Raw genomic sequence first — 23,760 nt, 5'->3', positions numbered from 1 at the left:
TCGAGGAAGATGATCCGCGGGCTGCCGACCAGCGTCATGGCGATGTCCAGGCGGCGCTTCATACCGCCGGAGTAGGTCGAGGCGGGCTTCTTCGCCGCCTCCACCAGGTCGAAACGCTCCAGCAACTCGGCCGCGGTGCGCTTGCCTTCACTGCGGGAGAGGTGGTGCAGGTCCGCCATCAGAAGCATGTTCTCCTCGCCGGTGATCAGCCCGTCCACCGCCGAGAACTGCCCGGTGACACCGATCGCGGCACGCACCGCCTGGGCCTCGCCGACGATGTCGTGCCCGGCGATCCGCGCCTGTCCCCCGTCGGCCGAGATGAGGGTGGACAGGATGTTCACCGCCGTGGTCTTGCCCGCGCCGTTCGGCCCGAGCAACGAGAAGATCGTTCCCGCGGGCACCCGGATGTCGATGCCGTCCAGGACGGTCTTGTCCCCGTAGGACTTGCGCAGCCCCATGGCCGCGATCGCGAGTTCGTGGTCCGTCGTCGTCATGCCGCAGAGCGTGCGGCCACGGCGGTTCAGTACGGCTTCAACTCGGTTTCAGCCGCCCGGCGACGTCGCCCGGCGGTGAAACCGCGCCTTCAAACGGGCGGACCGCTGAGCTTCCTCGACAACATCGAACGACAGCTTCGAACGCCATCGGGCCGTTTACCTACCCCGGCTTTACAAGCGCTACGGTAGCGTCGTGAACGAAACCGTTTCGTTCCGCTTGATAGACGGCCCGCCCGGCCCTCCGCCAGGGAGAAGACAGCCATGGTCTCCGTACTCGTGGTCAACGACCAGTCACTCCAGCGCCTCGCCCTGCGCATGCTCCTGGACCCCGAGCCCGATCTGAGCGTGGTCGGGGAAGCGGCGAGCGGGGCCGAGGCGGTCGGGATGAGCGCCACGCTCCGTCCCGACGTCGTCCTGATGGACAGTCACCCCTCCCGGGCGAACGACATCGACACCATCCGACGCCTCGCACGCCCGCACCGCGGGCCCCGGCTCCTCGAACTGGCGGACGCGACCCCGCACACGCCCCGCGTCCTGGTACTCACTCCCGCCGGCCACGAGGGATACGCCTACGCCGCCCTGCGCGCCGGCGCGGACGGATTCCTGCTCGAAGACGCCGCCCCCGAGGAACTCGCCTCGGCCGTCCGCGTCGTCGCCGCCGGGGACGCCGTCATCACCCCGGACCTGACCCGCGCACTCATCGACGCCGTCCGCCAGCAGCGCACCGGCCACCCCCTCCCCCGCACGTCCGACCTCGACGCCCTCACCGGACGCGAGCGCGACGTCCTCACCGCGGTCGCCTCCGGCTGGTCCAACGCCGAGATCGCCGAGCGGCTGTCCATCGCGCCGACCACCGTCAAGACGCACGTCAGCAACATCCTCGGCAAGATCGGCGCGCGCGCCCGTGTCCAGGCGGTGACCTTCGCGTACGAGTCGGGCCTCGTGCGGCCGGCGGCCTGACGCGGGGTGCGGGCCCGGGACACGGAGCCCGGGGGTCACCGTCGGCGCCTGCGGCTCCGCCGCCTCGTCCTCTCGCCGTCTCGCCCCCCGCCCTACCTCGGGCCAACTGGCCTCCTGCGCTACACCATCCGGTGGCTTATAACCGCCGCAGTGTTATTCATATCAGTCTATTTCCTATTCATTCCACTGTCCGGCTCTTGGTGCTGACCCCCCGTCACGAGGCCCTGAACCAAGTCGAGGAGAGTGGAAACAATGACTACATCGCCTAGATGGCGATCAGTTCTGGCGCCAGCCGCCATGGCTGCCGCGCTCGCCGCAGCCGCCCTGGCGAGCACGGGCACCGCCCACGCCCAGGACGACACCACCCCACACCCGCCGTACCCGGCCAAGCCCGCCTACCCGGCGCACGGGACCAAGCCGGCGTATCCGGTGCACCCGGTCAAGCCCGAGCACCCGGTCAAGCCCGAGTACCCGGTCAAGCCCGTCAGGCCCGAGTACCCGGTCAAGCCCGTCAAGCCTGACTACCCCGTCAAGCCCGACTACCCCGTCAAGCCTGAGCACCCGGTCAAGCCGGTCAAGCCCGCGTATCCGGAGAAGCCCGCCTACCCGGTCAAGCCGGTCAAGCCCGCCTACCCGGAAAAGCCCGCGTACCCGGTCAAGCCCGTCAAGCCCGAATACCCCACCAAGCCGGTCAAGCCCGCGTACCCGGAAAAGCCCGCCTACCCGGCCAAGCCCGTCAAGCCCGCATACCCGGAAAAGCCCGCCTACCCGGCCAAGCCCGTCAAGCCCGCATACCCGGAAAAGCCCGCCTACCCCATCAAGCCGGTCAAGCCCGCCTACCCCGAAAAGCCGGCCTACCCGATCAAGCCCGTCAAGCCCGCGTACCCCGCAAAGCCCATCCACCCGGTCAAGCCGATGTACCCGGTCAAGCCCGCCTACCCCGTCAAGCCGATGTACCCGGTCAAGCCCGCCCACCCCGTCAAGCCGGCGTACCCCGAAAAGCCGCACCACCCCAAGCACTCGTCCCACGGGAAGGGGCAGCACGGGTAGTGACGACGACGAGGCGGAGCTGATCCCGGCTCCTTAGGGGACGTCGCACGTCGATGAAAGCCGGGCCCGGGTATCCGGGCCCGGCACACGACTGTCCGGGGCGAGGAAAGGCAAGCCAAGCGTTGGAGGTACGGCGCCCCTAGCGGAGCGCAATCGCTCGGTGGAGTGCCTCCCGGCACGCCAGGATGGCGGGGTGTCGGTCGCGGCCACTGCGTACGACGGTGAAGACGCGGCGGGCGCGCCGGCCCCGGGGGAGTTGTCGTAGGGGGACGGTCGGGGGGCGTCCGTTCCACACGAGGTCGGGGAGGAACGCGGCGGCGTGACCGTGCTCGACCAGGCGGAGGTGGAGCAGGAGATCCGTGGTCTCGAACCGCACGTCGGGTTCGAAGCCGGCGTCGCGGCACAGGGTCATGGCCCAGTGCCGGGCGGCCGTGCCCTCGGGTTCCATCGCCCAGGGGTGGTCCGCCAGTGAGCGCAGGGCCGCCATCGGGGCGTCCGCGTCGGGGCGGGTGGCGCGTGGCGGCAGTGCGAGGTGCAGGGGGTCGTCGAGCAGGTCCTCCTGTTCGAGTCCGGCGGGCCGTGGGTTGGGGTTGCCGGGGTACTCCTCGGCTAGAACCAGGTCGAAGTCACGGGCTTGCAGGGCGGGCAGGGCCGTCTCCGGTTCCAGCTGTGTGACGTGGACGCGCAGATGCGGATGCCGGTCGCGCAGCAGCCCGAGCGCCGTAGGCACCAGTGCCAGGGCCGCCGTCTGGAAAGACGCGATACGCAACGTGCCGGTCAGATCGGTCAGGGACGCGGCGATGTCCGCCTCCGCCCGCTCCAGGCGTTCCAGAATCGCCTCGGTATGGGCGACGAGGATCTCCGCCTGCTCGGTCAGTCGCACCCGTCGCCCTACCGGTTCCAGCAGCCGGGCCCCGACCTCGGCTTCCAGCTGGGAGAGCTGCTGGGAGACGGACGACGGGGCGTAGGACAGGGCGGCGGCGACCGCGGCGAGCGTGCCGCGGTGCTTGAGTTCGCGCAGCAGGCGCAGTCGGTGAAGGTCGAACACCGCCGGACCGTTCCCCTCGCCCGAATCATCAGGAATTCCGATGACTATAGATCGAAAACATTCGCTGGACCGATCGCAGGAGACCGTCGGACCCTGATCATGTGTCCGACAACGACTCCTCCCAGCCGCCTCCCCTGCCGCCCCTGACTTCCCCGCGTCCCCTCCCCTTCGTCGTACGTCCCGCTGCCCGTACCTGGCGATGTGAACCCGCACCCGCCGACGTACGGGACTTTCACTCCGCACTGCCCGACTACTCACCCACCCCGCTGACCGAACTACCGTCACTCGCAACGGAGTTGGGGGTCGGGCGCGCCTTCGTCAAGGACGAGTCGTGCCGTCTGGGGCTGCCCGCGTTCAAGGCGCTCGGAGCATCCTGGGCCGTCCACCGCGCCCTTGCCGAACGGTCAGGAACCGGCGAGGAGCCCGCGCCCACACCCGCACCCGCACCCGCACCGGTCACCCTGGTTACCGCCACCGACGGCAACCACGGCCGGGCGGTGGCCCGCATGGCCCACCTGCTCGGGCAGCGCGCCCATGTCTTCGTCCCGCAAGGTGTGCATCCGCGGGCCGTGGCGGCCATCGTCGCCGAACAGGCCGAGGTCACCGAGGTCCCGGGACCGTACGACGAAGCCGTACGCCAGGCGGCTCGGGCGGCTGCGGCGCCGGACGCCGTTCTGATCCAGGACACCGGGTGGCCTGGGTATGAGCGGATCCCGGGGTGGATCGTCGAGGGCTACTCCACTCTCTGCACCGAGATCGACGAGCAACTGGCGGCGGCCGGAGTCGTCGAGGGGCCCGGCCTCGTCGCCGTACCGGTCGGCGTGGGATCCCTGGCCCAGGCCGTCGTCACCCACTACCGCAGCCGCCCGTCCGGTCGGCCGCCGGCGCTGTTGTCGGTGGAGCCGGAGGCCGCCGCCTGCGTCCTCGAAAGCCTCACCCTGGGCAAGCTCGTCAGCGTCCCCACCGGCGACACCATCATGGCCGGGCTGAACTGCGGCACCCCGTCCAGCGTCGCCTGGCCCCACCTGCACGGCGGGCTGGACGCGGCGGTCGCCGTCACCGACGCCGACAGCGCCCGTGCGGCCGCTCGCCTCGCCGCCCTCGGCGTCTCCTCGGGCCCCTGCGGGGCGGCGGCGCTCGCCGGTTCGCGTGCGGTGCTCAGCGATGTGGGGTCCGCAGAACGCCGTACGGCGTTGGGGCTCGACGCGGCGTCGGTCGTCGTGCTGTTGAACACCGAGGGCACGGCCGCCAACCCGCACTCCCCCACATGCTGACCCACCTCGCGGCAGCCCTCGGTGTCCTCGGCCTGTTGACCGTCATGCCGGGGCCGGACATGGCGGTGGTGACCCGCCGCGCCCTCATGGCCGGGCCGGCGGACGCCCTGCGGACCGTGGGCGGGATCGCGACCGGGCTGCTGGTCTGGGGCGCGTTGACGGCGGCCGGACTCGCGGCCGTACTGGCCGCCTCGCCCGCGGCCTATCTGGCCGTCAGGCTCCTGGGCGCCGGCTATCTGGTGTTCCTGGGAGCACAGGCGCTGTGGCAGAACCGTCATGCCGCAGCCACAGACACGGCCACAGCCAGGGACACGAACACGGACACGGCAACCCGTCGACCTTCCGTCGGCAACCCCTGGCGGACCGGCCTGATCAGCAACGTCCTCAATCCCAAGATCGCCGTCTTCTACACCGGACTGCTCCCCACCCTGGCCCCGCCCCCTCTGCCCACCGCCTGGGCCATGACGCTCCTCGTCCTCCTCCACGCCGCCCTCACGCTCGTCTGGCTCGGCGCTTACGTGCTGCTCCTGTCCAAGGCCGGGCCTCTTCTTCGGACACCACGGGTCCACCGTGCGCTCGGACGGACCACGGGCGTCGCGCTCGTCGGCTTCGGTCTCGTGGTCGTGGCCACTTCCCACTGAGGGCCTCCGGTGCGGTGGTGCATCCACGGCATGGATGAGCTGGATACGGGATTCGGATCGCTCGGAGGATGGTGGCCGGGGGCCGGCCGACTCATAGTCGTGCCTGTTCCCCGACCCTTCCCCTGGAGTCGCCATGCCCGGTTCCGTGTCCCCGACCCCGCCGACCGTCGCGGCCGACGACGCCGCTCCGTCGTCCGTCGCCGTGTCGGGCCCGGCCCATCTGTTGCGCGTCACCCTGCTGATGGCGGGCAGCTGTCTGCCCATCCTGGGCGCCGTACTGATCGCCCCGGTGCTGCCGAAGATGCAGGACCACTTCGCCTCGACGCCGGGCGCCAAGGTGCTCGTTCCGCTGGCGCTGACCGTTCCGGCGCTGTCGCTGGCGCTGCTGGCCCCGTTCGCCGGGGTGATCGTGGACCGGCTGGGCCGCGAGCGGCTGCTGATCGTGGCGACCGTGCTGTACGCCGTGTTCGGCACGGCGCCGCTCTGGCTGGACTCGCTGGGCGCCATCATCGCCGGCCGCGCGCTCGTAGGTGTCACCGAGGCCGCCATCATGACCTGCTGCACCACGCTGATCGGCGACTACTACTCCGGTCACCGGCGGGTGAAGTACCTCGCCCTGCAAACCATGTGCGCCTCCGCGTCGGCCACCGTCTTCTTCGTACTCGGCGGTGCGGTGGGGGCGGCCGGCTGGAAGGCGCCTTTCTGGGTCTATGCCGTGAGCCTGGTCCTCGCTCCGTTGATGGCCTCCGCTCTGCCCGGTCGGGCGGACCGTCCGGCCGGCACGGCCAACGAGCCCCACGAGCCCCACCAGCACCCGACCCACGCGTCCGCCGCCGGGACGCCGTCCGCGGTGGCGAGCCCGGGAGTACGTCGGCCCTTCCCTTGGCGGCAGTTGGCCGGCGTCTGCGCGCTCACCTTCTTCGGGGCGATGGTGTTCTACACGGTCCCGGTCGAGATGGCGTATCTGCTGGACGACCTGGGCGTGGTGAACTCGGGTGTCATCGGCCTGGCCACCGCGCTCGCGAGTGCCGCGACCGTGGCCGGAGCGACTGGCCTGACGGGCAACGCCCCGTGGGGCGCGGGGCGGTGCCGAGATACGGCTCACCGAGGGCCACCACCCTCCTCCATCAGCGTCGCCCCCACCTCCGCCGCCTTCTGCCGCAGCCAGATGTGCGCCGCGTCCTGTGCGTGCAGCGGGTGCCACCACAGCGCCGCCTGCACCGGTACGGCCTCGAAGGGACACGGCAGAACACGCACCGCCGCCGAGCGCACCGCCCGCCGGGCGAGGCGCTCCTGGATCATCGCGACCCGACGGGTCCCCTCGATCATGAACGGCAGCAACTGGAAGGTCTGGACGGAGACCTCCACGTGCGGGCTGATGCCGAGCATGCTCAACTGGCGGGCGGCCGGGGCGTCGTAGGGGCGCTGGTAGACGGCCCAGGGCAGGCGGGCCAGATGGTCGAGGGTGAGTTCGGCGCCCACCTCGGGGTGGTCCTCGGCGATCATGCACAGCCAGCGGTCCTGGTAGAGGTCGACGGCGGGGAAGCCGTCGATGACGCCGTGCGGCATCAGCAGCCCGTCGACGGTGCTCAGCAGGGCGGCGGTGTTCTCCACGACCGTGGGCGCCGGGTGCTGGAAGGTGAGCCGGATGCCGGGTGCCTCGTGGTGCACGGCGCGGGCGAGCGCGGCGCCGAACACGGCCGCGCCGTAGTCCGAGGCGAGCAGGGTGAACTCGCGGGTCTCGGCGGCCGGGTCGAAGTCGGCCTGGCTGGCGAAGACGCGCTCCAGGAGGTCGCAGGCGGTGGCGCTGCGGTCCCGCAACGCGACGCCGAGCGGCGTCAGTTCGTAGGCGTTGCCGGTCCGGGCGAGCAGTTCGTCGTCGAAGTGGCGGCGCAGCCGGGACAGCGCCGCGCTCATCGCCGGCTGGCTCAGTCCGATGCGCTCGCCGGCCCTGGTGACGTTGCGTTCCTCCAGCAGGGCGCGCAGGGCGACGACCAGGTTGAGGTCGAGTCGGGACAGGTTCACGGGGCACCACCTGGCGAGTGAGGGGGGCCACGGCATGGGCCACCCCCGTACATGGACTACCCATGGCGTCGGTTGTCCATGACGTCGACTATCCATGGCGTGGATTCAGCATATACAGAAGATTGATTTCCGTGATTCGAGGATGGGGGTCAGAGTGGACCGCACCCCAGCAGGAGGAAATCTGATGGCAACGCTCGTGCAACCGGCCGGCCCGTTCGCGCTCGGCACGTTCTCCGCCCTGGACGGGGATCGGGATCCGTTTCCCGGTCTGCTGGCCGAGGGCCGGGTGCTCGACCTGAACAGGGCCCTGGACTGGGCCCCGTCCGGTGTGCGGGCCGTACTGGAACGGTGGGAGGGCACACTCCCCCTGTTGCGGGCCCTGGCCGGCGACGACACCCATGACTGGCAGCCGCTGGAGAGACTGCGCGTGCACGCCCCCGTCGAGCCCCGGCAGATCTTCCAGTCCGGGGCCAACTACCGGCAGCACGTGATCGACCTGGAGGTCGCCCACCGCTCTCCCGACGACCCGCGCACGGTCGAGGAGGCGCGAGCCGAGATCGCCGCGGTCATGGACCGGCGGGCCGCCGAGGACCTGCCGTACGTCTTCATCGGCCTGCCCACCACCATCGCCGGGCCGTACGACGACGTCGTCCTCCCCTCCTGGGCCGAACAGCCGGACTGGGAACTGGAGTTGGCGGCCGTCATCGCCAAGCCGGCCTACCGGGTCCCCGTCGAGGAGGCGCTGGAGTGTGTCGCCGGGTACACGATCGCCAACGACCTCACCGACCGCGCCACCGTCTTCCGCCGGGACATGAAGGCCATCGGCACCGACTGGCTGCGCTGCAAGAACGCGCCGGGGTTCACCCCGCTCGGCCCGTGGCTCGTGCCGGCCGAGTCGATCGCCGATCCCGGTGATCTGCGGGTCACCCTCAAGCTCAACGGCGACACCATGCAGGACGAGTCCACCAAGGACATGCTCTTCGGCATCGCGCGGCTGGTGTCGTACATCTCGCAGACGGCCCGGCTTCTGCCGGGCGACCTCGTGTTGACCGGCAGCCCGGCCGGCAACGGCATCCACTGGGGACGGCTGCTGCGCGACGGCGACGTCATGGAGGGGTCGATCACCGGTCTCGGCGTGCAGCGCACCCGCTGTGTGGCGGAGGGCACGGCATGATCCTCGACCGGCACGACCCCGAGGGCTCCGTCGCCGGGGCCGCCAAGGCGTACTCCAACTGGGGGCGCTGGGGCGAGGACGACGTGCTCGGCACCCTGAACTTCCTCGACGAGGGCAAGCGCCGGGAGGGGGCCGCCCTGGTGCGGCGGGGTGTCAGCTTCTCGCTGTCGCAGCGGTTCGACATGGACGGGCCGCAGAAGGGCTGGCGGCGGCGCACCAACCCCGTGCACACGATGCTCGACACGGGCACCGACGCGGCGCTGGGCAACCAGGGCTTCCCGCACGGGATCGGCGGCGCCGACGACGTGATCGCGATGCCGTTGCAGTGCTCCACGCAGTGGGACGGGCTCGGGCACATCTTCGACCACGGCAACGCCTGGAACGGGCGGCCGGCCGAGAAGGTCGTCACCTCCGACGGTGACCTCGTCACCGGCGTCGAGCACATGGCGCCGTACGTCGCCGGACGTGGTGTCCTGCTGGATGTGGGCCGGGTCGTGGGCGGGGACGGCGAGTTGCCCGACGGGTTCGCGATCACCGAGGAGCATCTGACCGCGACCGCCGAGGCCCACGGCGTGGCCGTCGGCCGCGGCGACATCGTCGTCGTACGGACCGGGCAGCTGGCCCGGGTGCGCCGCGGCGGGTGGGGCGAGTACGCGGGCGGGCCCGCGCCGGGGCTGTCGTTCACCACGGCCGGCTGGCTGCACCGGACGGAGATCGCCGCGATCGCCACCGACACCTGGGGGTTCGAGGTGCGGCCCAACGAGTTCGAGAACGCCTTCCAGCCGCTGCACCAGGTCGTCATCCCCAACATGGGGCTGCTGATCGGCGAGATGTGGGATCTGGAGGCGCTCGCCGAGGACTGCGCGGCGGACGGTGTCCACGAGTTCTGGCTGACCGCCGCGCCGCTGCCGATCACGGGGGCGGTCGGCTCCCCCGTCAATCCCCTCGCCGTCAAGTAGCGCACCGCACCCCGCCGCCCGCCGCCGCGCGGCCCGACCTCGGGAGGTTTCCCCGACATGGCTGACAGCCCCTACCCCACCGTCCTCGTCATAGGCGGGGGCGCCTCCGGCAACGCCGTCACCGTCCTGCTGCGCCGTGCCGGCCTGGCCGTCGACCTGATCGAGGCGCGGCCCGACTGGAACGCCACCACCGGCTCCGGCATCACCCTCCAGGGCAATGCCCTGCGGGTGCTGCGCGAACTGGGCGTGTGGGAACAGGTGGAGGGCTCCGGGTACGCCTTCGGCTCGCTGGGTGTGACCGCCCCGGACGGCACCGTCCTGTTCGTCGCCGAGGACATCCGGACCGGCGGGGAGGACCTGCCGGCCACCCTCGGCATGCAGCGGCCCCGGTTGCAGCAGATCCTCATCGACGCGGTGCGCGCCTCCGGCGCCACGGTCCGTCTCGGCGTCACCGCCGAGACGCTGGAGCAGGACGCCGACGGTGTCTCGGTGCGCTTCAGCGACGGCAGTGCGGGCCGCTACGACCTGGTGATCGGCGCCGACGGGCTCAACTCGGCCACCCGCGCCGCGATCGGCATCACCGAGAGGCCCGAGCCGACCGGCATGGCCATCTGGCGCGTCGCCGCTCCGCGGCCGGAGCGTGTCGTACGCACCGACCTGGCCTACGGCGGACCGGCCTATATCGCGGGCTACACCCCGACCGGCGAGAAGAGCATCTACGCGTACGTCGTCGAAGGGTGCCGCGACCGCGCGGCCGTCCGCCCCGCCGACCGCGCCGACGAGATGCGCCGCCTGGCACAGCGGTACGGCGGAGCCTGGCCGGAGATCGCCCGGCACATCACCGACCCGGAGCAGGTCAACTACACCTGGTTCACCCGGATGCTGGTCGAGGGCTCCTGGCACCGCGGCCGGGTCGTGCTCCTCGGTGACGCGGCCCACTGCTGCCCGCCGACCATCGCGCAGGGCGCGGCCATGTCGTTGGAGGACGCCCTCGTTCTCGCCGAGCTGCTCACCGGCGGACGCCCCTGGGGCGACGAGCTGTTCCAGGCGTACTACGACCGCCGCGTCCCCCGGGTGCGGGCCGTCGTCGAGGCGTCCGTGCAGATCGGCCAGTGGCAGCTGGACGGTGTGCGCGACGCCGACGTCCCCGGGCTGATCGGCCGCACGATGAACCTCCTGAAGGAGCTGCCGTGACGGCGCCCACCATCGACGTCCACGCCCACCTCCTGCTCCCGGAGATCGAGGCGGCCGTCGCCGGTCACCCCGGCCTCGCGGAGGCGCGGGACCTCGACGCCCGCCGCAACGGGCAGGCGGCCCTCGCGGTCAACGGGCCCATGGTGGGCGCGCGGGTGCCGAAGCTGACGGACGTCGCCGTGCGGCTGGCGGCGATGGACGAGGCCGGCGTGGACATGCAGCTGGTGAGCCCGTCACCGAACCACTACCACTACTGGGCCGACGCCCGACTGGCCGACAGCATCTGCCGGTTGGCCAACGAGGGCACCGCCGCGCACTGCGCCAAGGCCCCCGACCGGCTGCACGGTCTCGGGCTGGTCCCGCTTCAGCACCCCGAGCTCGCCGTGGCCCTGCTCGACCACGCGCTGGACCAGGGGCTGAGGGGCGTCGAGATCTCCTCGCACGCTCCCGGGCCGGGCGGGACACCGGAGGTCGAGCTGTCCGATCCGCGGCTCGCGCCCTTCTGGGCCCGCGCGGAGGAGACCGGCGCCCTGGTCTTCCTGCATCCGTTCGGCTGCACGCTCGACGAGCGCCTGGACCGGTGGTACCTGTCCAACACCGTCGGCCAGCCCACCGAGAACGCCGTCGCCCTCTCCCACCTGATCTTCTCCGGCGCCCTGGACCGCCATCCGGGCCTGAAGCTGCTCGCCGCGCACGGCGGCGGCTACCTCCCCACCCACATCGGCCGCTCCGACCACGCCTGGCGGGCCCGCCCCGACGCCCGTGCCTGCTCCCGGGAGCCGAGCAGCTACCTGAAGCACCTGTACTTCGACTCCCTCGTCCATGACCCGCACGTCCTGCGGGAGTTGATCCACGTCGTCGGCGCCGACCGTGTCCTGCTCGGCTCCGACTTCCCCTTCGACATGGGCACCGACGACCCGCTGGCCGCCCTGCGCTCAGCGGGCCTTCCCGACCACGACTTCCACGCGGTGCGGGGCGGCAACGCCGCCGCCCTGCTGAACCTCGCCTGAGGAGGAACCCCCATGAGCAACCGCCTGCTCACCCACCTGCGCCACGTCGACCTGGCCGTACCCGACTACGACAAGCAGCTCGACTTCTACGCCGGCGTCTGGGGCCTGACCAAGGTCGCCGAGGACTCCGGCATCTCCTTCCTGGCCGCCGAGGGCAGCCCCGAGCAGTACGTCGTCCGGCTGCGCAAGGCCGACGAGAAGCGCCTCGACCTGGTCTCCTACGGCGCCGGCAGCGCGGCGGACGTGGACGCCCTCGCTGAGCAGCTCCTCTCCCAGGGCGTGCAGTTGATCTCCCAGCCGGGCAAGGTCGACACCCCCGGCGGCGGCTACGGCTTCCGCTTCTTCGACGTCGACGGCCGCACCATCGAGGTCTCGGCGGACGTCGAGGTGCGCCGGCACCGCAAGATCGAGGAGAAGGAGTCGATCCCGGTCAAGCTGTCGCACGTCGTCCTCAACTCGCCGGACCTGGACAAGACCCGCGAGTGGTACGAGACCCACCTCGGCTTCCGCCTCTCCGACACGCTCGGCCATCCGCACATCGGCGACGTCATGCACTTCATGCGGATCAGCAACCAGCACCACTCCATGGCCATCGCCAAGGGCCCGCACACCTCACTGCACCACATCTCCTTCGAGATGCGCGGGATCGACGAGTACATGCGCGGCTCCGGCCGGGTGATGCGCGCCGGCTTCAAGAAGATCTGGGGCCCGGGCCGGCACATGGCGGGCGACAACACCTTCACCTACTTCCTCGACCCGCACGGCAACACCGTCGAATACACCACCGAGCTGGAACTCCTCGACGAGGACACCTGGCACCCCCACGTCTACGACTTCTCCAAGCCCGAGGTCACCGACCAGTGGGGCACCGCCAACCCCATGAACGAACTGGTCACCAAGGAGTCCTTCAACGACCCCGACCGCGGCGTCTTCGTCGCCCCGCCGGTGTAAGGGGCGCCGACCATTGCGCATCGCCACTTACCTGTACGAGGGACGCCGTCGGTGCGGAGTCGTGGAGGGCACCGTCGTACGGGCTCTGCCGGACGGCACCTCACCCCTGAACGCCGCCGGCACCCGCCCCGTGGGGGACACCGTCCCGCTGTCGGACGTACGCCTGCTGCCGCCGCTCCAGCCGCCCACCGTGCGGGACTTCGTCACCTTCGAGGAGCACGTCGAAGGCGTACGGCGGTCCGTGGACGGAGCCGCCGGGGTGCCGGAGCGGTGGTACGCGGCTCCGACCTTCTACTTCGCCAATCCCTACGCGGTGTACGGCCCGCACGACGACATCCCCGTGCCGCCGGGGTCGGCCGTGCTCGACTTCGAGCTGGAGGTCGCCGCCGTGGTCGGCCGCGAGGGCCGCGATCTCACCCCGGAGCAGGCCCGCGACCACATCGTCGGCTACACGATCTTCAACGACTGGTCCGCCCGTGACCTGCAGTCGGCGGAGATGAAGGTGGGCCTGGGCCCCTGCAAGGGCAAGGACACCGCCACCACGCTCGGCCCGTACCTCGTCACCGCCGACGAGCTGGAGCCGTACCGGGACGCCGACGGTTTCCTGCGGCTGGCGCTCACCGCCTCGGTGAACGGCGAGGTGGTCGGCGAGGACCTGCTGTCCAACATGAGCTGGACCTTCGAGGAGATGGTCGCCTACGCCTCGCGCGGCACCTGGGTGCGCCCCGGAGACGTGCTGGGCTCCGGGACCTGCGGCAACGGCGGCTGTCTCGCCGAGCTGTGGGGCGTGCGCGGCCGGCCGGACCCGGCGCCGCTGAAGCCCGGTGACACGGTGACGCTCACCGTGGAGGGCATCGGTTCCGTGTCCAACACCGTGGCCCCGGGGGTGGATCCGGTGCCGGTACCGGCGGGCCGCCGCCGCGGCCGGGAGCGGCCGTGAGCGGCCTGCACCCCGAGCGGCTGCTCGGCAGGGTCGTGGTCGTCACCGGCGCGGCCCGCGGCCAGGGCGCCGCCGAGGCCCGGGCGCTGGCCCGCGAGGGCGCCCGGGTGATCGCCACCGACGTGACGGACGCACCCGGGTGCCGCCGCCTCGACGTCACCAGCGACGCGGAGTGGGCCGGACTCGCCGCAGAGCTCAGTGAGTCGTACGGCCATGTCCACGGCCTGGTCAACAACGCGGGGATCACCTGGCGTGCCCGCCTCGGCGACGTGCGCGCGGACGACTTCGACCGTGTCCACGCCGTCAACGTCACCGGACCGCTGCTCGGCATCCAGCATCTCGCCCCGCTGATGCCTGCGGGCTCGTCCGTCGTCAACGTCGGCTCGACGGCCGCGCTCACCGGCCACTACCCGGTCGCCTACACGGCCAGCAAGTGGGCGCTGCGGGGCCTGTCGAAGGCCGCCGCCCTGGAGCTCGGCCCGCGCGGCATCCGCGTCAACACCGTCCACCCCGGCTACATCGAGACCGAGATGACCGCCTCCGCGGCCCCCGCCTTCCGTGAGGCGAACATCCGCGAGACCCCGCTCGGCCGCACCGGCACCGTGGACGAGATCACCCCGCTCGTGGTGTTCCTGCTCTCCGACGAAGCGTCCTTCATCACCGGCGCCGAGATCGCCGTGGACGGCGGACTGACCGCGCACGGCGGCGTCAAGTCCGTCTCGGACGCGCTGCGTTCGTGAGACGACCGACCGCGGTGCGGACGGGCAGGGGTTGGGCGTCCCCGAGGGGCTGGGTCTTCACGGCATTTCCTGCTCGGCCCAGATGATCTTGCCGACGGTCGTGTAGCGGGCTCCCCAGCGATGGGCGAGCCGGGCCACCAGGAACAGGCCGCGGCCGCCCTCGTCCATGCTGCGGGCGTGGCGGAGCCGGGGGGCGGTGCTGCTGGCGTCGGCGACCTCGCAGGTCAGGCGGGAGTCGCGGATCAGGCGTAGGCGGATGGGGGGTTCGGCGTAGCGGATCGCGTTGGTGACCAGCTCGCTCACGATCAGCTCGGTCGTCATGGCGAGTTCGCCGAGGCCCCAGGACTCCACTTGGCGGGTCGCCCGGGCCCGGAGGTCGGCGACGGCGGCCGGGTCGACGGGCACCTCCCAGGAGACGACGTGCTCGGCGCCCAGGGCATGGGTGCGCGTCAGGAGGAGGGCGATGTCGTCGGGCTGGGGTGCGGGCACGAGCTGCCGGACCACGGACGAGCACAGCAGGTCGAGGTCGAGGTCCCGCCGGGACAGCAGGTCACCGAGCCGGGACATGCCCCGTTCCATGTCGCGGTCGGTCGCCGCGACCAGGCCGTCGGTGTAGAGGCCGAGCAGGCTGTTCTCGGCGAGTTCGATCTCACCGGCCTCGAACGCCATCCCGCCCAGCCCCAGCGGCGGCCCGGCGGGGAGTTCGGGGAAGGAGACCTGGCCGTCGGGCGCGACGACGACCGGGGGCGGGTGTCCGGCGCGGGCCATCGTGCAACGCCTGGTGACCGGGTCGTAGACGGCGTAGAGGCAGGTCGCGCCCAGGAAGCCGGTCGTGCCCTGGTGGGCCGCCTCGGTCGGCTCCTCGCCCGTCTGCTCCGCGCTCAGGCGGAGCACCAGGTCGTCGAGGTGGGCCAGCAGTTCGTCGGGCGGCATCTCCATGTCGGCGAGGGTCTGTACGGCGGTGCGCAGCCGGCCCATGGTCGCCGCCGCGGTGATGCCGTGGCCGACGACGTCGCCGACCACGAGGCCCACCCGGGCGCCGGACAGCGGGATCACGTCGAACCAGTCCCCGCCGACCCCGCCGGTCGGGTCCGCGGGGAGATAGGAGGAGGCCACCTCCAGTGCCGTACCGCCGGTGAGGGCCTGGGGCAGCAGGCTGCGCTGAAGGGTGACCGCCGCCGTGTGTTCCCGGGTGTAGCGGCGGGCGTTGTCGACGCACAGCGCCGCCCGGGCCACCAGTTCCTGGGCGACCAGGACGTCGTCGGGCTGGAACGGGACGGGGTTGAGCGACCGGATGAACGTGGTCAGGCCCAGGACGGTGTTCCGGGCCCGCATCGGCGCGGAGATCAGGGAGTGCAGTCCGAACTCGCGCATGCTGGCCGCCCGCGCGGGCTGTTCGGTGGTCCACAGCTCGTCGGACGGGTCGAGGACCGGGATGAGGATCGGCCCGCCGTCGATGAGGAGACGCGCGCCGTGCGGCGGAGGTACGAAGTCCACCCGCTCCCCGACCCGCGCCACCGCCTCCGGGCAGCCCTCGCGCACCGAACTCATACCGGCCCGGCGCATCACCGGCTTGGCGGGTGCCGGGCCCGCGTCGGTCAGCCATGTCCCGTGCCCCTCGGTGCTGAGCACCGGCTCCAGCAGGTCCACGACGACGAAGTCCGCGAAGCGGGGGACGGTGAAGTCGGCGAGCTCCTGCGCCGTCCACAGCACGTCCAGCGTCGTCCCGATCCGTGTCCCGGCCTCGCTGACCAGCGCCAGCAGCTGGCGGGCGGTCCACCGCTCGGTGACGTCCAGGACCATGTAGCAGACCCCGGTGATCGAGTTGTCGGCGTCGACGAGGGGGAAGAAGGACGTGGAGTAGGCGTGCCGGCGGTGCGGGTCGGCCCAACTCCAGCCCAGGTACTCGTAGTCGGTGACCGGGAGGCCGGTCTCCAGGACCTTGCGCATCAGGCCCTCGATCGTCTCCGCCTGAAGCCCCGGCAGCAGTTCGCTGAGCCGACGGCCGAGGCGCTGCTCGCGGGGGACGCCGCCGAGGCGTTCCAGGGTGTCGTTGAGCCAGACGTAGCGCAGCCCGGTGTCCATCACGGCCATGCCGACCGGGGAGCGGGTCAGGAAGCCGTCGAGGACGGACTGGCCCACCGTCCACTGCTGCCGCCGTTCCCGCGCCGAGATCAGAAAGCACTCGTCCGCGCCGATCCGGAAGGACGCGGAGACCCGCAGGTCGACATCGATCCGGCGGCCGTCACGGTGCCGTACCGGAATGAGGCCGCTCCACCCCACGCCGGCCCGGCAGCGCTCGGCGACCCCGGCCACCCGGACCGGATCGTCCGGCATCGCCAGCAGGCCCGCGGCGGAGGTGCCGACGGTCTCCGACGCCGGACGGCCGAGGAGTTCCTCCGCGGCCCGCGTCCAGCCGAGGACGACACCGCGTCCGGACACCACCGCCGCCGCGTCGCTGGACGCGTCGAAGAACTCGCTCGGTCCGGTGGACGTGGGCGCCCCCGGTCGTTCTCCCGCAGCAGCCATGGGTCCTCACGCAGCGTCCATGGGTCCCGTCCTCTACACGACCATGTTCCTGCTTGTGCGCCCGATCTGCACGGGCCGAAGGCCGTCGGTCCCGTCCGTCACCGTCACTGGGCAAGCCGGTGCGGGCGGAGGGAGCATGGAGGTGCCGGCCCTGCCGGCCGGTGGAGGAGGAGCCGGGATGACAGCTGGATCCTTCGAGTCCGACGGAGGCGGGTACGACCCGGAGCCGCCCCGTCCGACCGGCCTGCTCGATGTGCTGAGCGTGGCGGCGGTGGTCGTCGACGCCGGCGGGCGCGTGGTGTTCTGGACCCCGCAGGCCGAGGAGCTCTTCGGCTACACCGCCGAGGAGGCGCTCGGCACGCACGCGGCGCGGCTGTTCATCAGCCCCGACCAGCTGCCGGCCGTGGTGCAGCTGTTCACGGAGGTGCTGGAGACCGGCCGGAGCTGGGCCGGCACCTTCCCCGTGCGGCACAAGGACGGCAGCACCCGGCTGACGGAGTTCCGCAACATGCGGCTGCTGGACGATCTCGGTGACGTCTACGCCCTGGGCATCGCCGCCGACCACTCCCTGCTCCAGCGCGTCGAGACCGATCTGGCGCTGTGCGAGCGGCTGATCAACCAGTCCCCGATCGGCTTCGCCCTGCTGGACCCGGATCTGCGCTATCTGCTGGTCAACCCGGCGCTGGAGCGGATCGACGCCACCCCGGCCGAGGACCACGTCGGCCGCCGGCTGCGGGAGACCCTGCCGCTGCCCGACATCGACACCATCGAGTCCGCCCTGCGCCAGGTGCTCACCACCGGCACCCCGCTGCTCGACCAGTACCACGTGGGCCGCCCGCCGGCCGACCCCGACAACGAGCACGCCTGGTCGCTGTCCTTCTACCGGCTGGAGGACCCCGGGGGGCGGGTCCTGGGCGCGGCCATCTCGTTCGTCGACGTCACCGAGCGGCACCGCGCGGCCGCCGAGGCCGACCGGGCCCGGCGTCGCCTGGCCCTGATCGCCGACGCCTCCACCCGGGTCGGCACCACCCTGGAGGTGGAGCGGACCGCCCGCGAACTGGCCGACGTCGCCACGCCGGAGCTGGCCGACGTGGTCGCCGTGGACGTCCTGGACTCCGCGCTGGCCTGCCGCCGTATGCGCAAGCCGGACAACGGCCCGGAGCTGTTCCGTGCCCTCGCCCTCAAGGCGGCCTACCCGAGCGTGGCCCTGCGCGCCGCCGACCCGCCCGGTGACCTCGCCGCGTACGACGGGGACCGGCTGGTCACCCTGTGCGTGCACACCGCCCGGCCGGTTCTGGTGCGCCATGTCGGCGAGCGGGATCTGCCGCGCATCGCCCGGGACGACGAGGCCACCTCCTTGCTGGCGCGTGCGGGCGTCCACTCCTATCTCGCCGTGCCGTTGATCGCGCACGGCGAGGTGCTCGGCGCCCTCGACCTCAAGCGGACCCGCAATCCGGTGCCGTTCGACGAGGACGACGTCGTCCTGGCCGGTGAGCTGGCCAGCCGGGCCGCCGTGGCCATCGACAACGCCCGCTGGTTCCAGAGCGTGCGCAACACCGCGCTCACCCTCCAGCGCAGCCTGCTGCCCGACCACCCGCCGCACCACACCGGTCTGGAACTCGCCTCCCGCTACCAGCCCGCCCAGGCCACCAGCGAGGTCGGCGGCGACTGGTACGACGTCATCCCGCTGGACGACGACGAGACCGCGCTGGTCGTCGGCGACGTCATGGGCAACGGCATCGACGCCGCCGCCACGATGGGCCGGCTGCGCACCGCGACCTGCGCCTACGCGGACCTCAACCTCGATCCCGGCACCGTGCTCCAGCACCTGGACAAGATCACCTGCGATCTGGAGCACTACATCGTCACCTGTCTGTACGCGGTGTACGACCCCCGCACCCAGCGGTGCCACATCGCCAACGCCGGACACATGCCGCCCGCCCTGGCCCGCCCCGGCCACCGGCCGGAACTGCTCGACCTGCCCGCCGGTGCCCCGCTCGGCGTCGGCGGCATCCCCTTCCGGACCACGACGGTCGGCCTGGGGCCCGGCGATCTGCTGGTGCTCTACACCGACGGCCTCGTCGAGACCCGGCACCACTCCATCGACGACCGCCTGGACGTCCTCCTCGGCTTCCTCGACGAACCCCGCAGACCGCTGGAGGAGACCTGCGACCTCCTCCTGTACGGCCTGCGCCATCCCGACGACCACGACGACGTGGCGCTGCTCGTCGCCCGGGTGCTGTAGGCCGGGGCCGCCGGTCCCGTCTTGCCCGCGCCGTGCACCCGGCGCACGCTGTTCCTATGGGTGCTGAGCACAGCCCTACGCTCATCGGGTCGGTACAGCGCGCCTTCCGTCTGCTGGAGGCGATGAGCGCACACCAGAACGGCGCGCCGGCCAAGCAGCTGGCGCGGGAGACCGGCCTGCCCCTGGCCACGACGTACCACCTGCTGCGGACGCTGGTCCACGACGGATACGTACGCAAGCTCGACGACGGCGGGTTCATCCTGGGCGACCGCCTGGAGACGCTGCAGACGTCGGGGCAGGCCCAGTCGCTGCTCAGCCGGATCCGCCCCACGCTGGCCGCGCTGCGGGACGAGTTGTCGTCCGCCGCCTACCTCACCTTCTACGAGGAGGGGGAGATCCGGGTCGTCGAGATCGTCGACGGCCCGCGCGCGCCCCGGGTGGATCTGTGGGTGGGGTTCGAGGACGCCGGGCACGCCACGGCGCTGGGCAAGTCCGTCCTGCGCGAGCTGGACGAGGAGTCACGCAAGGACTACCTGTCCCGGCACGCGCTTCCCGACCTCACGCCCAGGACGATCACCGATACCCCGGAGCTGATCCGGCAGCTCGACTCCTCGCCGCTGGCCCCGGCGGTCACGGACATGGAGGAGTACTCCCTCGGCACGGTCTGTGTCGCGGTGCCCGTCTACAGCGGCAGCACACTCGGCTCGCTCGGTGTCTCGCTGCGGGCCGGCCGCCGGGCCCGTGTCGAGGAGACGCGCGCCCGCCTGGAGGAGGTCAGGGCGCGCCTGCTCCCGACCGCGAGCCGCGTGACCAGGGGCCTGTCGCTCACTATCTGAAATCCGTGTCCTTGTCCTGTCCGGGGTCGAACCGGTTTTCTTAGATAAATCGGACATTTCCTGGGCGTATGCCCCCCGCTCACAGGTGAGGACAGCCGACAAGACATGAGCAAGGCCCCGCACCACGGTCGTGACCACTGGTCGAGGCGACTGGTCGCCACCACGCCCGTACTGCCCATCCTGATCGTCGCCGCCATCGTGCTCGTCGATCTCGTCTGTGGGCCGGGAATGACCTGGCTGCCGCTGCTCGCCGTGGGCCCGGCGCTCGCCGCTACCACGAACGGGCCGCGCGGCGTCCTCTGGGTGGGACTGCTCACCGCCGTCCTGGGCGCGATCCTCGGCATCCACGACAACGTCGGGGAGCGCGAGCTGGCGGTGGTGCTGGCCGCACTGATGGCCGTCACCCTGGCGGGGAGCCTGGCCAGCGCGCTGCGCGGGCGGCGCGAGCGGGTGCTCGCGGCGGTCCGTTCCGTCGCCGAGGCCGCCCAGCACGCGCTGCTCCAGCCCGTACCGGCGACGGTGGGGCCGTTCCAGGTGGCCGTCCGCTACAGCGCCGCCGCGGCGGAGGCCCGGATCGGCGGCGACCTCTACGCGCTCGTGTCCACGCCCTACGGGGTCAGGCTGATCGTCGGCGACGTGCGGGGCAAGGGGCTGCCCGCGGTGGGGACCGCGGCTCTGGTGCTGGGTGTCTTCCGTGAGGCCGCCTACGACGAGCCCGACCTGTTGGCCGTCGTCGCGCGGATCGAGCGGAGCCTGGCGCGCAACCTGGGCAGCGACGACTTCGTGACCGCCGTGGTCGCCGGGTACCCCGGGGCCGGGCAGCTGGAGGTCGTCAACTGCGGGCACGCGCCGCCGCTGCTGGTCCGCGACCGTGTCGTCGTACCCGTCGAACCGGACCGCCCGGCGCCGCCCCTCGGTCTGCGCACCCTGTCGGGCGAGAGCCCCGCACTGCAGGTGCTGCCCTTCTCCGACGGGGACCAGCTGCTGCTCTACACCGACGGCGTCACCGAGGCCCGCGACCACGACCGTGAGTTCTATCCGCTCGCCGACGGGCTGGCGCGGCACACGTCCGACGAGCCGGTGCACACCGTGAGCGCGCTCCACGACGAACTGCTGGCCCATGTGGGCGGCCGGCTGCACGACGACGCGGCGCTGTTGCTGCTCCGGATGCCGGACTCGGCCGTGGCGACGGTCCCCCGGGCGGCGTCCGACACCGGGCGCATCGGGTCGTGCTCACCGTAGGTCCGTCGGCCGCCCCGACCGCACCATCGCCACGAGGGACTCCGTGAACCGGGCGGCCGGCCACGGCAGCCGACGACCCACGGCGGTCTGCACCTGAGCCTCGCGCTGCCGGAAGACCGGGTGGTCGACGCGGACATGCCTCACGCCCCCGGTCCCGGTGTCCCGCCCCTGGTCGTCCGGGTCTCCGACCGGATCCCCGACCAGGGCGAGGCCGCCTCCGGCGCGTACGAACTCGTACTGCGGGGCGAGGGAGTCGCAGACCAGGGCGGGGCGGACGGTGAGTCCTTCCAGCCGCACGCCGATGTCGAACAGCTCGCGTTGGCTGGTGCCCGGTGAGGCCAGCGCCAGCGGGTGGGCGCAGAGTTCCGCGAGCCCGACCCGGTCACGGGCGGCCAGCTCGTGACCGAGCGGGACCACGGCGGACACCGGCACCACGACGGCGCACTCCACGCGGACGTCGTGCTGCGGGCCCATCGCGTAGGTGACGGCCACGTCGGCGATCCCCTCGACCACCCGACGCGTCGCCTCCTGGCGGGGGACGACATCGAGGCGGAACGACACCTCGGGGTGCTCGCGCCGGAACCCGGCGATCACGCGGGGCACCAGACGGTGCGCGAACCCCTCCGTGCAGGCGACCGCGACACCGCGCTCCTCGGCGCCGCGCCCCGCCCTCAGCTCCTCGACCAGCGTGGCCGACTCGGCCTCGGCCCGGCGGGCGTGGACCAGCAGCCGTGCGCCGGCGTCGGTCAGGGCCATGCCGCGCGGCCGACGGTCGAACAGCGCCGTCCCGAGTCCCGACTCCAGCTTGGCGATCTGCCGGCTGACCGCCGACGGTGCGACTCCCAGCACCTGGGCGGCGTCGGTCACCGACCCGGCGCGGGCGACCTCCAGGAAGTACGCGAGGTTCACCGGCAGCAGCTGCATCGTCTCTCCAGCCTGAGATCGCGTTGCCGAAAAGGGAACGCGGCCCGTCACAAACGGCAATGGTCGCACGCCGGGATCCGGCCTACGCTGCTGAAGCGAAGCCGTCACCCCTGGAAGGCCGGTCCGTGGTTCCCGAGCAACTGATCCGTAAGGCCGAGGAGTTCGTCGACTCGGGGGGCTTCTTCGCCGAGCTCGCCTCGATGGTCGCGTACGCGACGGAGAGTGCCCGTCCGGAGGGCCGCCTTGCGCTGGACGCATACCTGGCCGAGGTGCTCGCGCCCGCGCTGGCGGGGCTCGGCTGCCGGGTCACCCGGTACGAGAGCGCGGGTTCCGCCGGTCCCTTCCTGCTGGGCACCCGGATCGAGTCACCGGACCTGCCGACCGTGCTGTGCTACGGCCACGCCGATGTCGTGGAGGGCCAGGCGGGCCGGTGGAGCGCGGGGCGTGATCCCTGGACGCTCACCGCGGAGGGCGAGCGCTGGTACGGGCGCGGCGCCGCCGACAACAAGGGGCAGCACCTGGTCAATCTCGCCGCGCTGCGGCTGCTGCTCGCCGAGCAGGGCGCGCTGGGCTTCAACCTGAAGTTCCTGTTCGAGTCGGGCGAGGAGATCGGTTCGCCCGGCCTCGCCGAGTTCGCGGCAACGCACCGCACCGAGCTGCGGGCCGACGTCCTGGTGGCCTCGGACGGACCGCGCGTGGACGCGGAGACGCCGACGCTGTTCCTCGGGACGCGCGGCGGCGTCCAGCTCCTCCTCGACGCCGATCTGCGGCCGGACTCGTACCACTCCGGCAACTGGGGCGGCGTCCTGCGCAACCCCGCCACCACGCTCGCCGGCGCGATCGCCACCCTGGTCGACGGCCACGGCCGGATCCGCGTACCGGCGTTGCTGCCGCCCGCCGTCCCGGACGCCGTCCGTGAGGCGCTCGCCGGGATCGGGGTCGCGGGCAGTCCCGGGGACCCGGTGCCGGACGCGGGCTGGGGCGAGCCCGGCCTGTCCGCCGCCGAGCGGCTCTACGCCTGGAACACCTTGGAAGTCCTCAGCCTGGGCGCGGGCGACGTCGACCACCCCGTCAACGCGATCCCCGGCCGGGCCCGGGCGGTGCTGCAGCTGCGGTACGTCGTCGGCACGGACGCCGGCGGAGCCGCGGAGGCGGTCGCCGCGCACCTCGCCGAGCACGGGTATCCGATGGTCGACGTCCGTCTGCTGGGCAGCTTCGCCGCGAGCCGTACGCCCCTGGACGACCCGTGGGCCGACTGGGCCCGTACGACGCTGGAGCGGGTCGCGGGCCGGCCGGCCGCCGTGCTGCCGAACATCGGCGGCTCACTGCCCAACGCCGTCTTCACGGACGTCCTCGGCCTGCCCACCCTCTGGCTGCCGCACTCCTACCCCGGCTGCCTCCAGCACGCGCCCGACGAACATCTCCTCGCGCCGATCGCCCGCGAGGGCCTCGTCCTGGCGACCGGCTTCTTCCACGCGCTGGGCCGCCCCACGGCCGACCACCCGGTGCCGGCCCGCGCCTGAG

General features: G+C 72.2%; 20 protein-coding genes and 1 pseudogene. 16 read left to right on the top strand and 5 right to left on the bottom strand.

Going from position 1 to position 23,760, the window contains the following annotated elements; genetic code table 11:
• The coding region (locus ADK36_RS39070) for an ABC transporter ATP-binding protein (RefSeq protein ID WP_159391252.1) at positions 1 to 494 on the bottom strand (494 nt) is incomplete at its 3' end.
• Between the two features lie 261 nt (positions 495 to 755).
• On the opposite strand from ADK36_RS39070, the gene ADK36_RS39065 reads away from it, so the two are divergent.
• Positions 756 to 1,454 carry a LuxR C-terminal-related transcriptional regulator gene (locus ADK36_RS39065; protein WP_048582863.1) on the top strand — a complete coding sequence of 233 codons (699 nt, stop codon included), beginning with the start codon at positions 756 to 758 and terminating at the stop codon, positions 1,452 to 1,454.
• Between the two features lie 297 nt (positions 1,455 to 1,751).
• Entirely contained in the window at positions 1,752 to 2,504 is a 753-nt protein-coding gene (locus ADK36_RS49255; RefSeq protein WP_053200978.1) for a hypothetical protein, read from the top strand.
• 139 nt (positions 2,505 to 2,643) lie between these two features.
• On the opposite strand, the gene ADK36_RS39055 is transcribed toward ADK36_RS49255, so the two are convergent.
• Positions 2,644 to 3,552: a LysR family transcriptional regulator gene (locus ADK36_RS39055; RefSeq protein ID WP_053200975.1), complete on the bottom strand. Its 909-nt coding sequence runs from the start codon at positions 3,550 to 3,552 to the stop codon at positions 2,644 to 2,646.
• Positions 3,553 to 3,686: 134 nt separating this feature from the next.
• Here ADK36_RS39055 and ADK36_RS39050 point away from each other — a divergent pair, with 134 nt between their 5' ends.
• The 3 genes and pseudogenes from ADK36_RS39050 to ADK36_RS47270 all read left to right on the top strand — a co-directional run.
• Entirely contained in the window at positions 3,687 to 4,826 is a 1,140-nt protein-coding gene (locus ADK36_RS39050; RefSeq protein ID WP_053200982.1) for a diaminopropionate ammonia-lyase, read from the top strand.
• The gene (locus tag ADK36_RS39045) at positions 4,820 to 5,467 is read left to right on the top strand and encodes a LysE family translocator (RefSeq protein ID WP_053200973.1); all 648 of its coding nucleotides are present in this window, start codon (positions 4,820 to 4,822) and stop codon (positions 5,465 to 5,467) included. The genes ADK36_RS39050 and ADK36_RS39045 overlap by 7 nt, the downstream gene beginning before the upstream one ends.
• 133 nt (positions 5,468 to 5,600) lie before the next feature.
• Positions 5,601 to 6,515: pseudogene (locus ADK36_RS47270) on the top strand (MFS transporter); the annotation flags it as partial.
• 53 nt (positions 6,516 to 6,568) lie between these two features.
• Here the strand turns inward: ADK36_RS47270 and ADK36_RS39040 are convergent.
• Positions 6,569 to 7,492 carry a LysR family transcriptional regulator gene (locus ADK36_RS39040; RefSeq protein ID WP_053200971.1) on the bottom strand — a complete coding sequence of 308 codons (924 nt, stop codon included), beginning with the start codon at positions 7,490 to 7,492 and terminating at the stop codon, positions 6,569 to 6,571.
• A gap of 184 nt (positions 7,493 to 7,676) precedes the next feature.
• On the opposite strand from ADK36_RS39040, the gene ADK36_RS39035 reads away from it, so the two are divergent.
• Genes ADK36_RS39035 through ADK36_RS39005 form a run of 7 tightly spaced genes read left to right on the top strand, consistent with a single transcriptional unit; the run spans position 7,677 to position 14,460 of the window.
• Positions 7,677 to 8,666, top strand: coding sequence for a fumarylacetoacetate hydrolase family protein (locus tag ADK36_RS39035; protein WP_048586285.1), 990 nt, complete (start codon positions 7,677 to 7,679; stop codon positions 8,664 to 8,666).
• Positions 8,663 to 9,625, top strand: coding sequence for a cyclase family protein (locus ADK36_RS39030; protein WP_053200969.1), 963 nt, complete (start codon positions 8,663 to 8,665; stop codon positions 9,623 to 9,625). Before ADK36_RS39035 ends, ADK36_RS39030 begins: the two co-directional genes overlap by 4 nt.
• A gap of 57 nt (positions 9,626 to 9,682) precedes the next feature.
• Positions 9,683 to 10,819 carry an FAD-dependent oxidoreductase gene (locus ADK36_RS39025; protein WP_048586283.1) on the top strand — a complete coding sequence of 379 codons (1,137 nt, stop codon included), beginning with the start codon at positions 9,683 to 9,685 and terminating at the stop codon, positions 10,817 to 10,819.
• Positions 10,816 to 11,829 carry an amidohydrolase family protein gene (locus ADK36_RS39020; RefSeq protein WP_053200967.1) on the top strand — a complete coding sequence of 338 codons (1,014 nt, stop codon included), beginning with the start codon at positions 10,816 to 10,818 and terminating at the stop codon, positions 11,827 to 11,829. Before ADK36_RS39025 ends, ADK36_RS39020 begins: the two co-directional genes overlap by 4 nt.
• Before the next feature lie 12 nt (positions 11,830 to 11,841).
• Positions 11,842 to 12,780, top strand: coding sequence for a VOC family protein (locus tag ADK36_RS39015; protein ID WP_048586281.1), 939 nt, complete (start codon positions 11,842 to 11,844; stop codon positions 12,778 to 12,780).
• Positions 12,781 to 12,793: 13 nt separating this feature from the next.
• Complete coding sequence (locus tag ADK36_RS39010; RefSeq protein ID WP_053200965.1) at positions 12,794 to 13,720, top strand: fumarylacetoacetate hydrolase family protein; 927 nt, start codon at positions 12,794 to 12,796, stop codon at positions 13,718 to 13,720.
• Positions 13,717 to 14,460, top strand: a complete 744-nt coding sequence (locus tag ADK36_RS39005) for an SDR family NAD(P)-dependent oxidoreductase (protein WP_053200963.1) — start codon at positions 13,717 to 13,719, stop codon at positions 14,458 to 14,460. Before ADK36_RS39010 ends, ADK36_RS39005 begins: the two co-directional genes overlap by 4 nt.
• Before the next feature lie 57 nt (positions 14,461 to 14,517).
• Here ADK36_RS39005 and ADK36_RS39000 read toward each other — a convergent pair whose 3' ends face one another.
• Entirely contained in the window at positions 14,518 to 16,989 is a 2,472-nt protein-coding gene (locus ADK36_RS39000) for a SpoIIE family protein phosphatase (protein WP_053200961.1), read from the bottom strand.
• Between the two features lie 178 nt (positions 16,990 to 17,167).
• Between ADK36_RS39000 and ADK36_RS38995 the strand changes: the two genes are divergently transcribed.
• The 3 genes from ADK36_RS38995 to ADK36_RS38985 all read left to right on the top strand — a co-directional run bounded on the left by ADK36_RS38995 (position 17,168) and on the right by ADK36_RS38985 (position 21,312).
• Positions 17,168 to 19,234, top strand: coding sequence for a SpoIIE family protein phosphatase (locus ADK36_RS38995; protein WP_048586277.1), 2,067 nt, complete (start codon positions 17,168 to 17,170; stop codon positions 19,232 to 19,234).
• Between the two features lie 56 nt (positions 19,235 to 19,290).
• Complete coding sequence (locus ADK36_RS38990) at positions 19,291 to 20,070, top strand: IclR family transcriptional regulator (protein WP_048586276.1); 780 nt, start codon at positions 19,291 to 19,293, stop codon at positions 20,068 to 20,070.
• Between the two features lie 105 nt (positions 20,071 to 20,175).
• The gene (locus tag ADK36_RS38985; RefSeq protein WP_199830346.1) at positions 20,176 to 21,312 is read left to right on the top strand and encodes a PP2C family protein-serine/threonine phosphatase; all 1,137 of its coding nucleotides are present in this window, start codon (positions 20,176 to 20,178) and stop codon (positions 21,310 to 21,312) included.
• Here ADK36_RS38985 and ADK36_RS38980 read toward each other — a convergent pair.
• A complete protein-coding gene (locus ADK36_RS38980) occupies positions 21,304 to 22,236 on the bottom strand; it encodes a LysR family transcriptional regulator (protein WP_053200959.1) in 933 nt (310 codons plus the stop codon). The genes ADK36_RS38985 and ADK36_RS38980 overlap by 9 nt on opposite strands.
• Positions 22,237 to 22,361: 125 nt before the next feature.
• On the opposite strand from ADK36_RS38980, the gene ADK36_RS38975 reads away from it, so the two are divergent.
• On the top strand, positions 22,362 to 23,759 hold the full coding sequence (locus tag ADK36_RS38975) for a M20 family metallopeptidase (protein ID WP_053200957.1): 1,398 nt from the start codon (positions 22,362 to 22,364) through the stop codon (positions 23,757 to 23,759).
• The last annotated feature ends 1 nt before the right edge of the window (position 23,760 follow it).

The sequence above is a fragment of the Streptomyces viridochromogenes genome (assembly GCF_001270495.1).
Lineage (GTDB): Bacteria > Actinomycetota > Actinomycetes > Streptomycetales > Streptomycetaceae > Streptomyces > Streptomyces viridochromogenes_A.
The sequence above is the reverse complement of the archived record's forward strand: the minus strand, read 5'-3'. Positions and strand labels throughout refer to the sequence as shown.

Bases quoted from the DNA above. Each gene is read 5' to 3' on its own strand.
- ADK36_RS39025 (WP_048586283.1), top strand. From the start codon at position 9,683: ATGGCTGACAGCCCCTACCCCACCGTCCTCGTCATAGGCGGGGGCGCC.
- ADK36_RS39065 (WP_048582863.1), top strand. From the start codon at position 756: ATGGTCTCCGTACTCGTGGTCAACGACCAGTCACTCCAGCGCCTCGCC.
- ADK36_RS38985 (WP_199830346.1), top strand. From the start codon at position 20,176: ATGAGCAAGGCCCCGCACCACGGTCGTGACCACTGGTCGAGGCGACTG.
- ADK36_RS39045 (WP_053200973.1), top strand. From the start codon at position 4,820: ATGCTGACCCACCTCGCGGCAGCCCTCGGTGTCCTCGGCCTGTTGACC.
- ADK36_RS39000 (WP_053200961.1), bottom strand. From the start codon at position 16,989: ATGGCTGCTGCGGGAGAACGACCGGGGGCGCCCACGTCCACCGGACCG.
- ADK36_RS39015 (WP_048586281.1), top strand. From the start codon at position 11,842: ATGAGCAACCGCCTGCTCACCCACCTGCGCCACGTCGACCTGGCCGTA.
- ADK36_RS49255 (WP_053200978.1), top strand. From the start codon at position 1,752: ATGGCTGCCGCGCTCGCCGCAGCCGCCCTGGCGAGCACGGGCACCGCC.
- ADK36_RS39030 (WP_053200969.1), top strand. From the start codon at position 8,663: ATGATCCTCGACCGGCACGACCCCGAGGGCTCCGTCGCCGGGGCCGCC.
- ADK36_RS38995 (WP_048586277.1), top strand. From the start codon at position 17,168: ATGACAGCTGGATCCTTCGAGTCCGACGGAGGCGGGTACGACCCGGAG.
- ADK36_RS38980 (WP_053200959.1), bottom strand. From the start codon at position 22,236: ATGCAGCTGCTGCCGGTGAACCTCGCGTACTTCCTGGAGGTCGCCCGC.
- ADK36_RS38990 (WP_048586276.1), top strand. From the start codon at position 19,291: ATGGGTGCTGAGCACAGCCCTACGCTCATCGGGTCGGTACAGCGCGCC.
- ADK36_RS39035 (WP_048586285.1), top strand. From the start codon at position 7,677: ATGGCAACGCTCGTGCAACCGGCCGGCCCGTTCGCGCTCGGCACGTTC.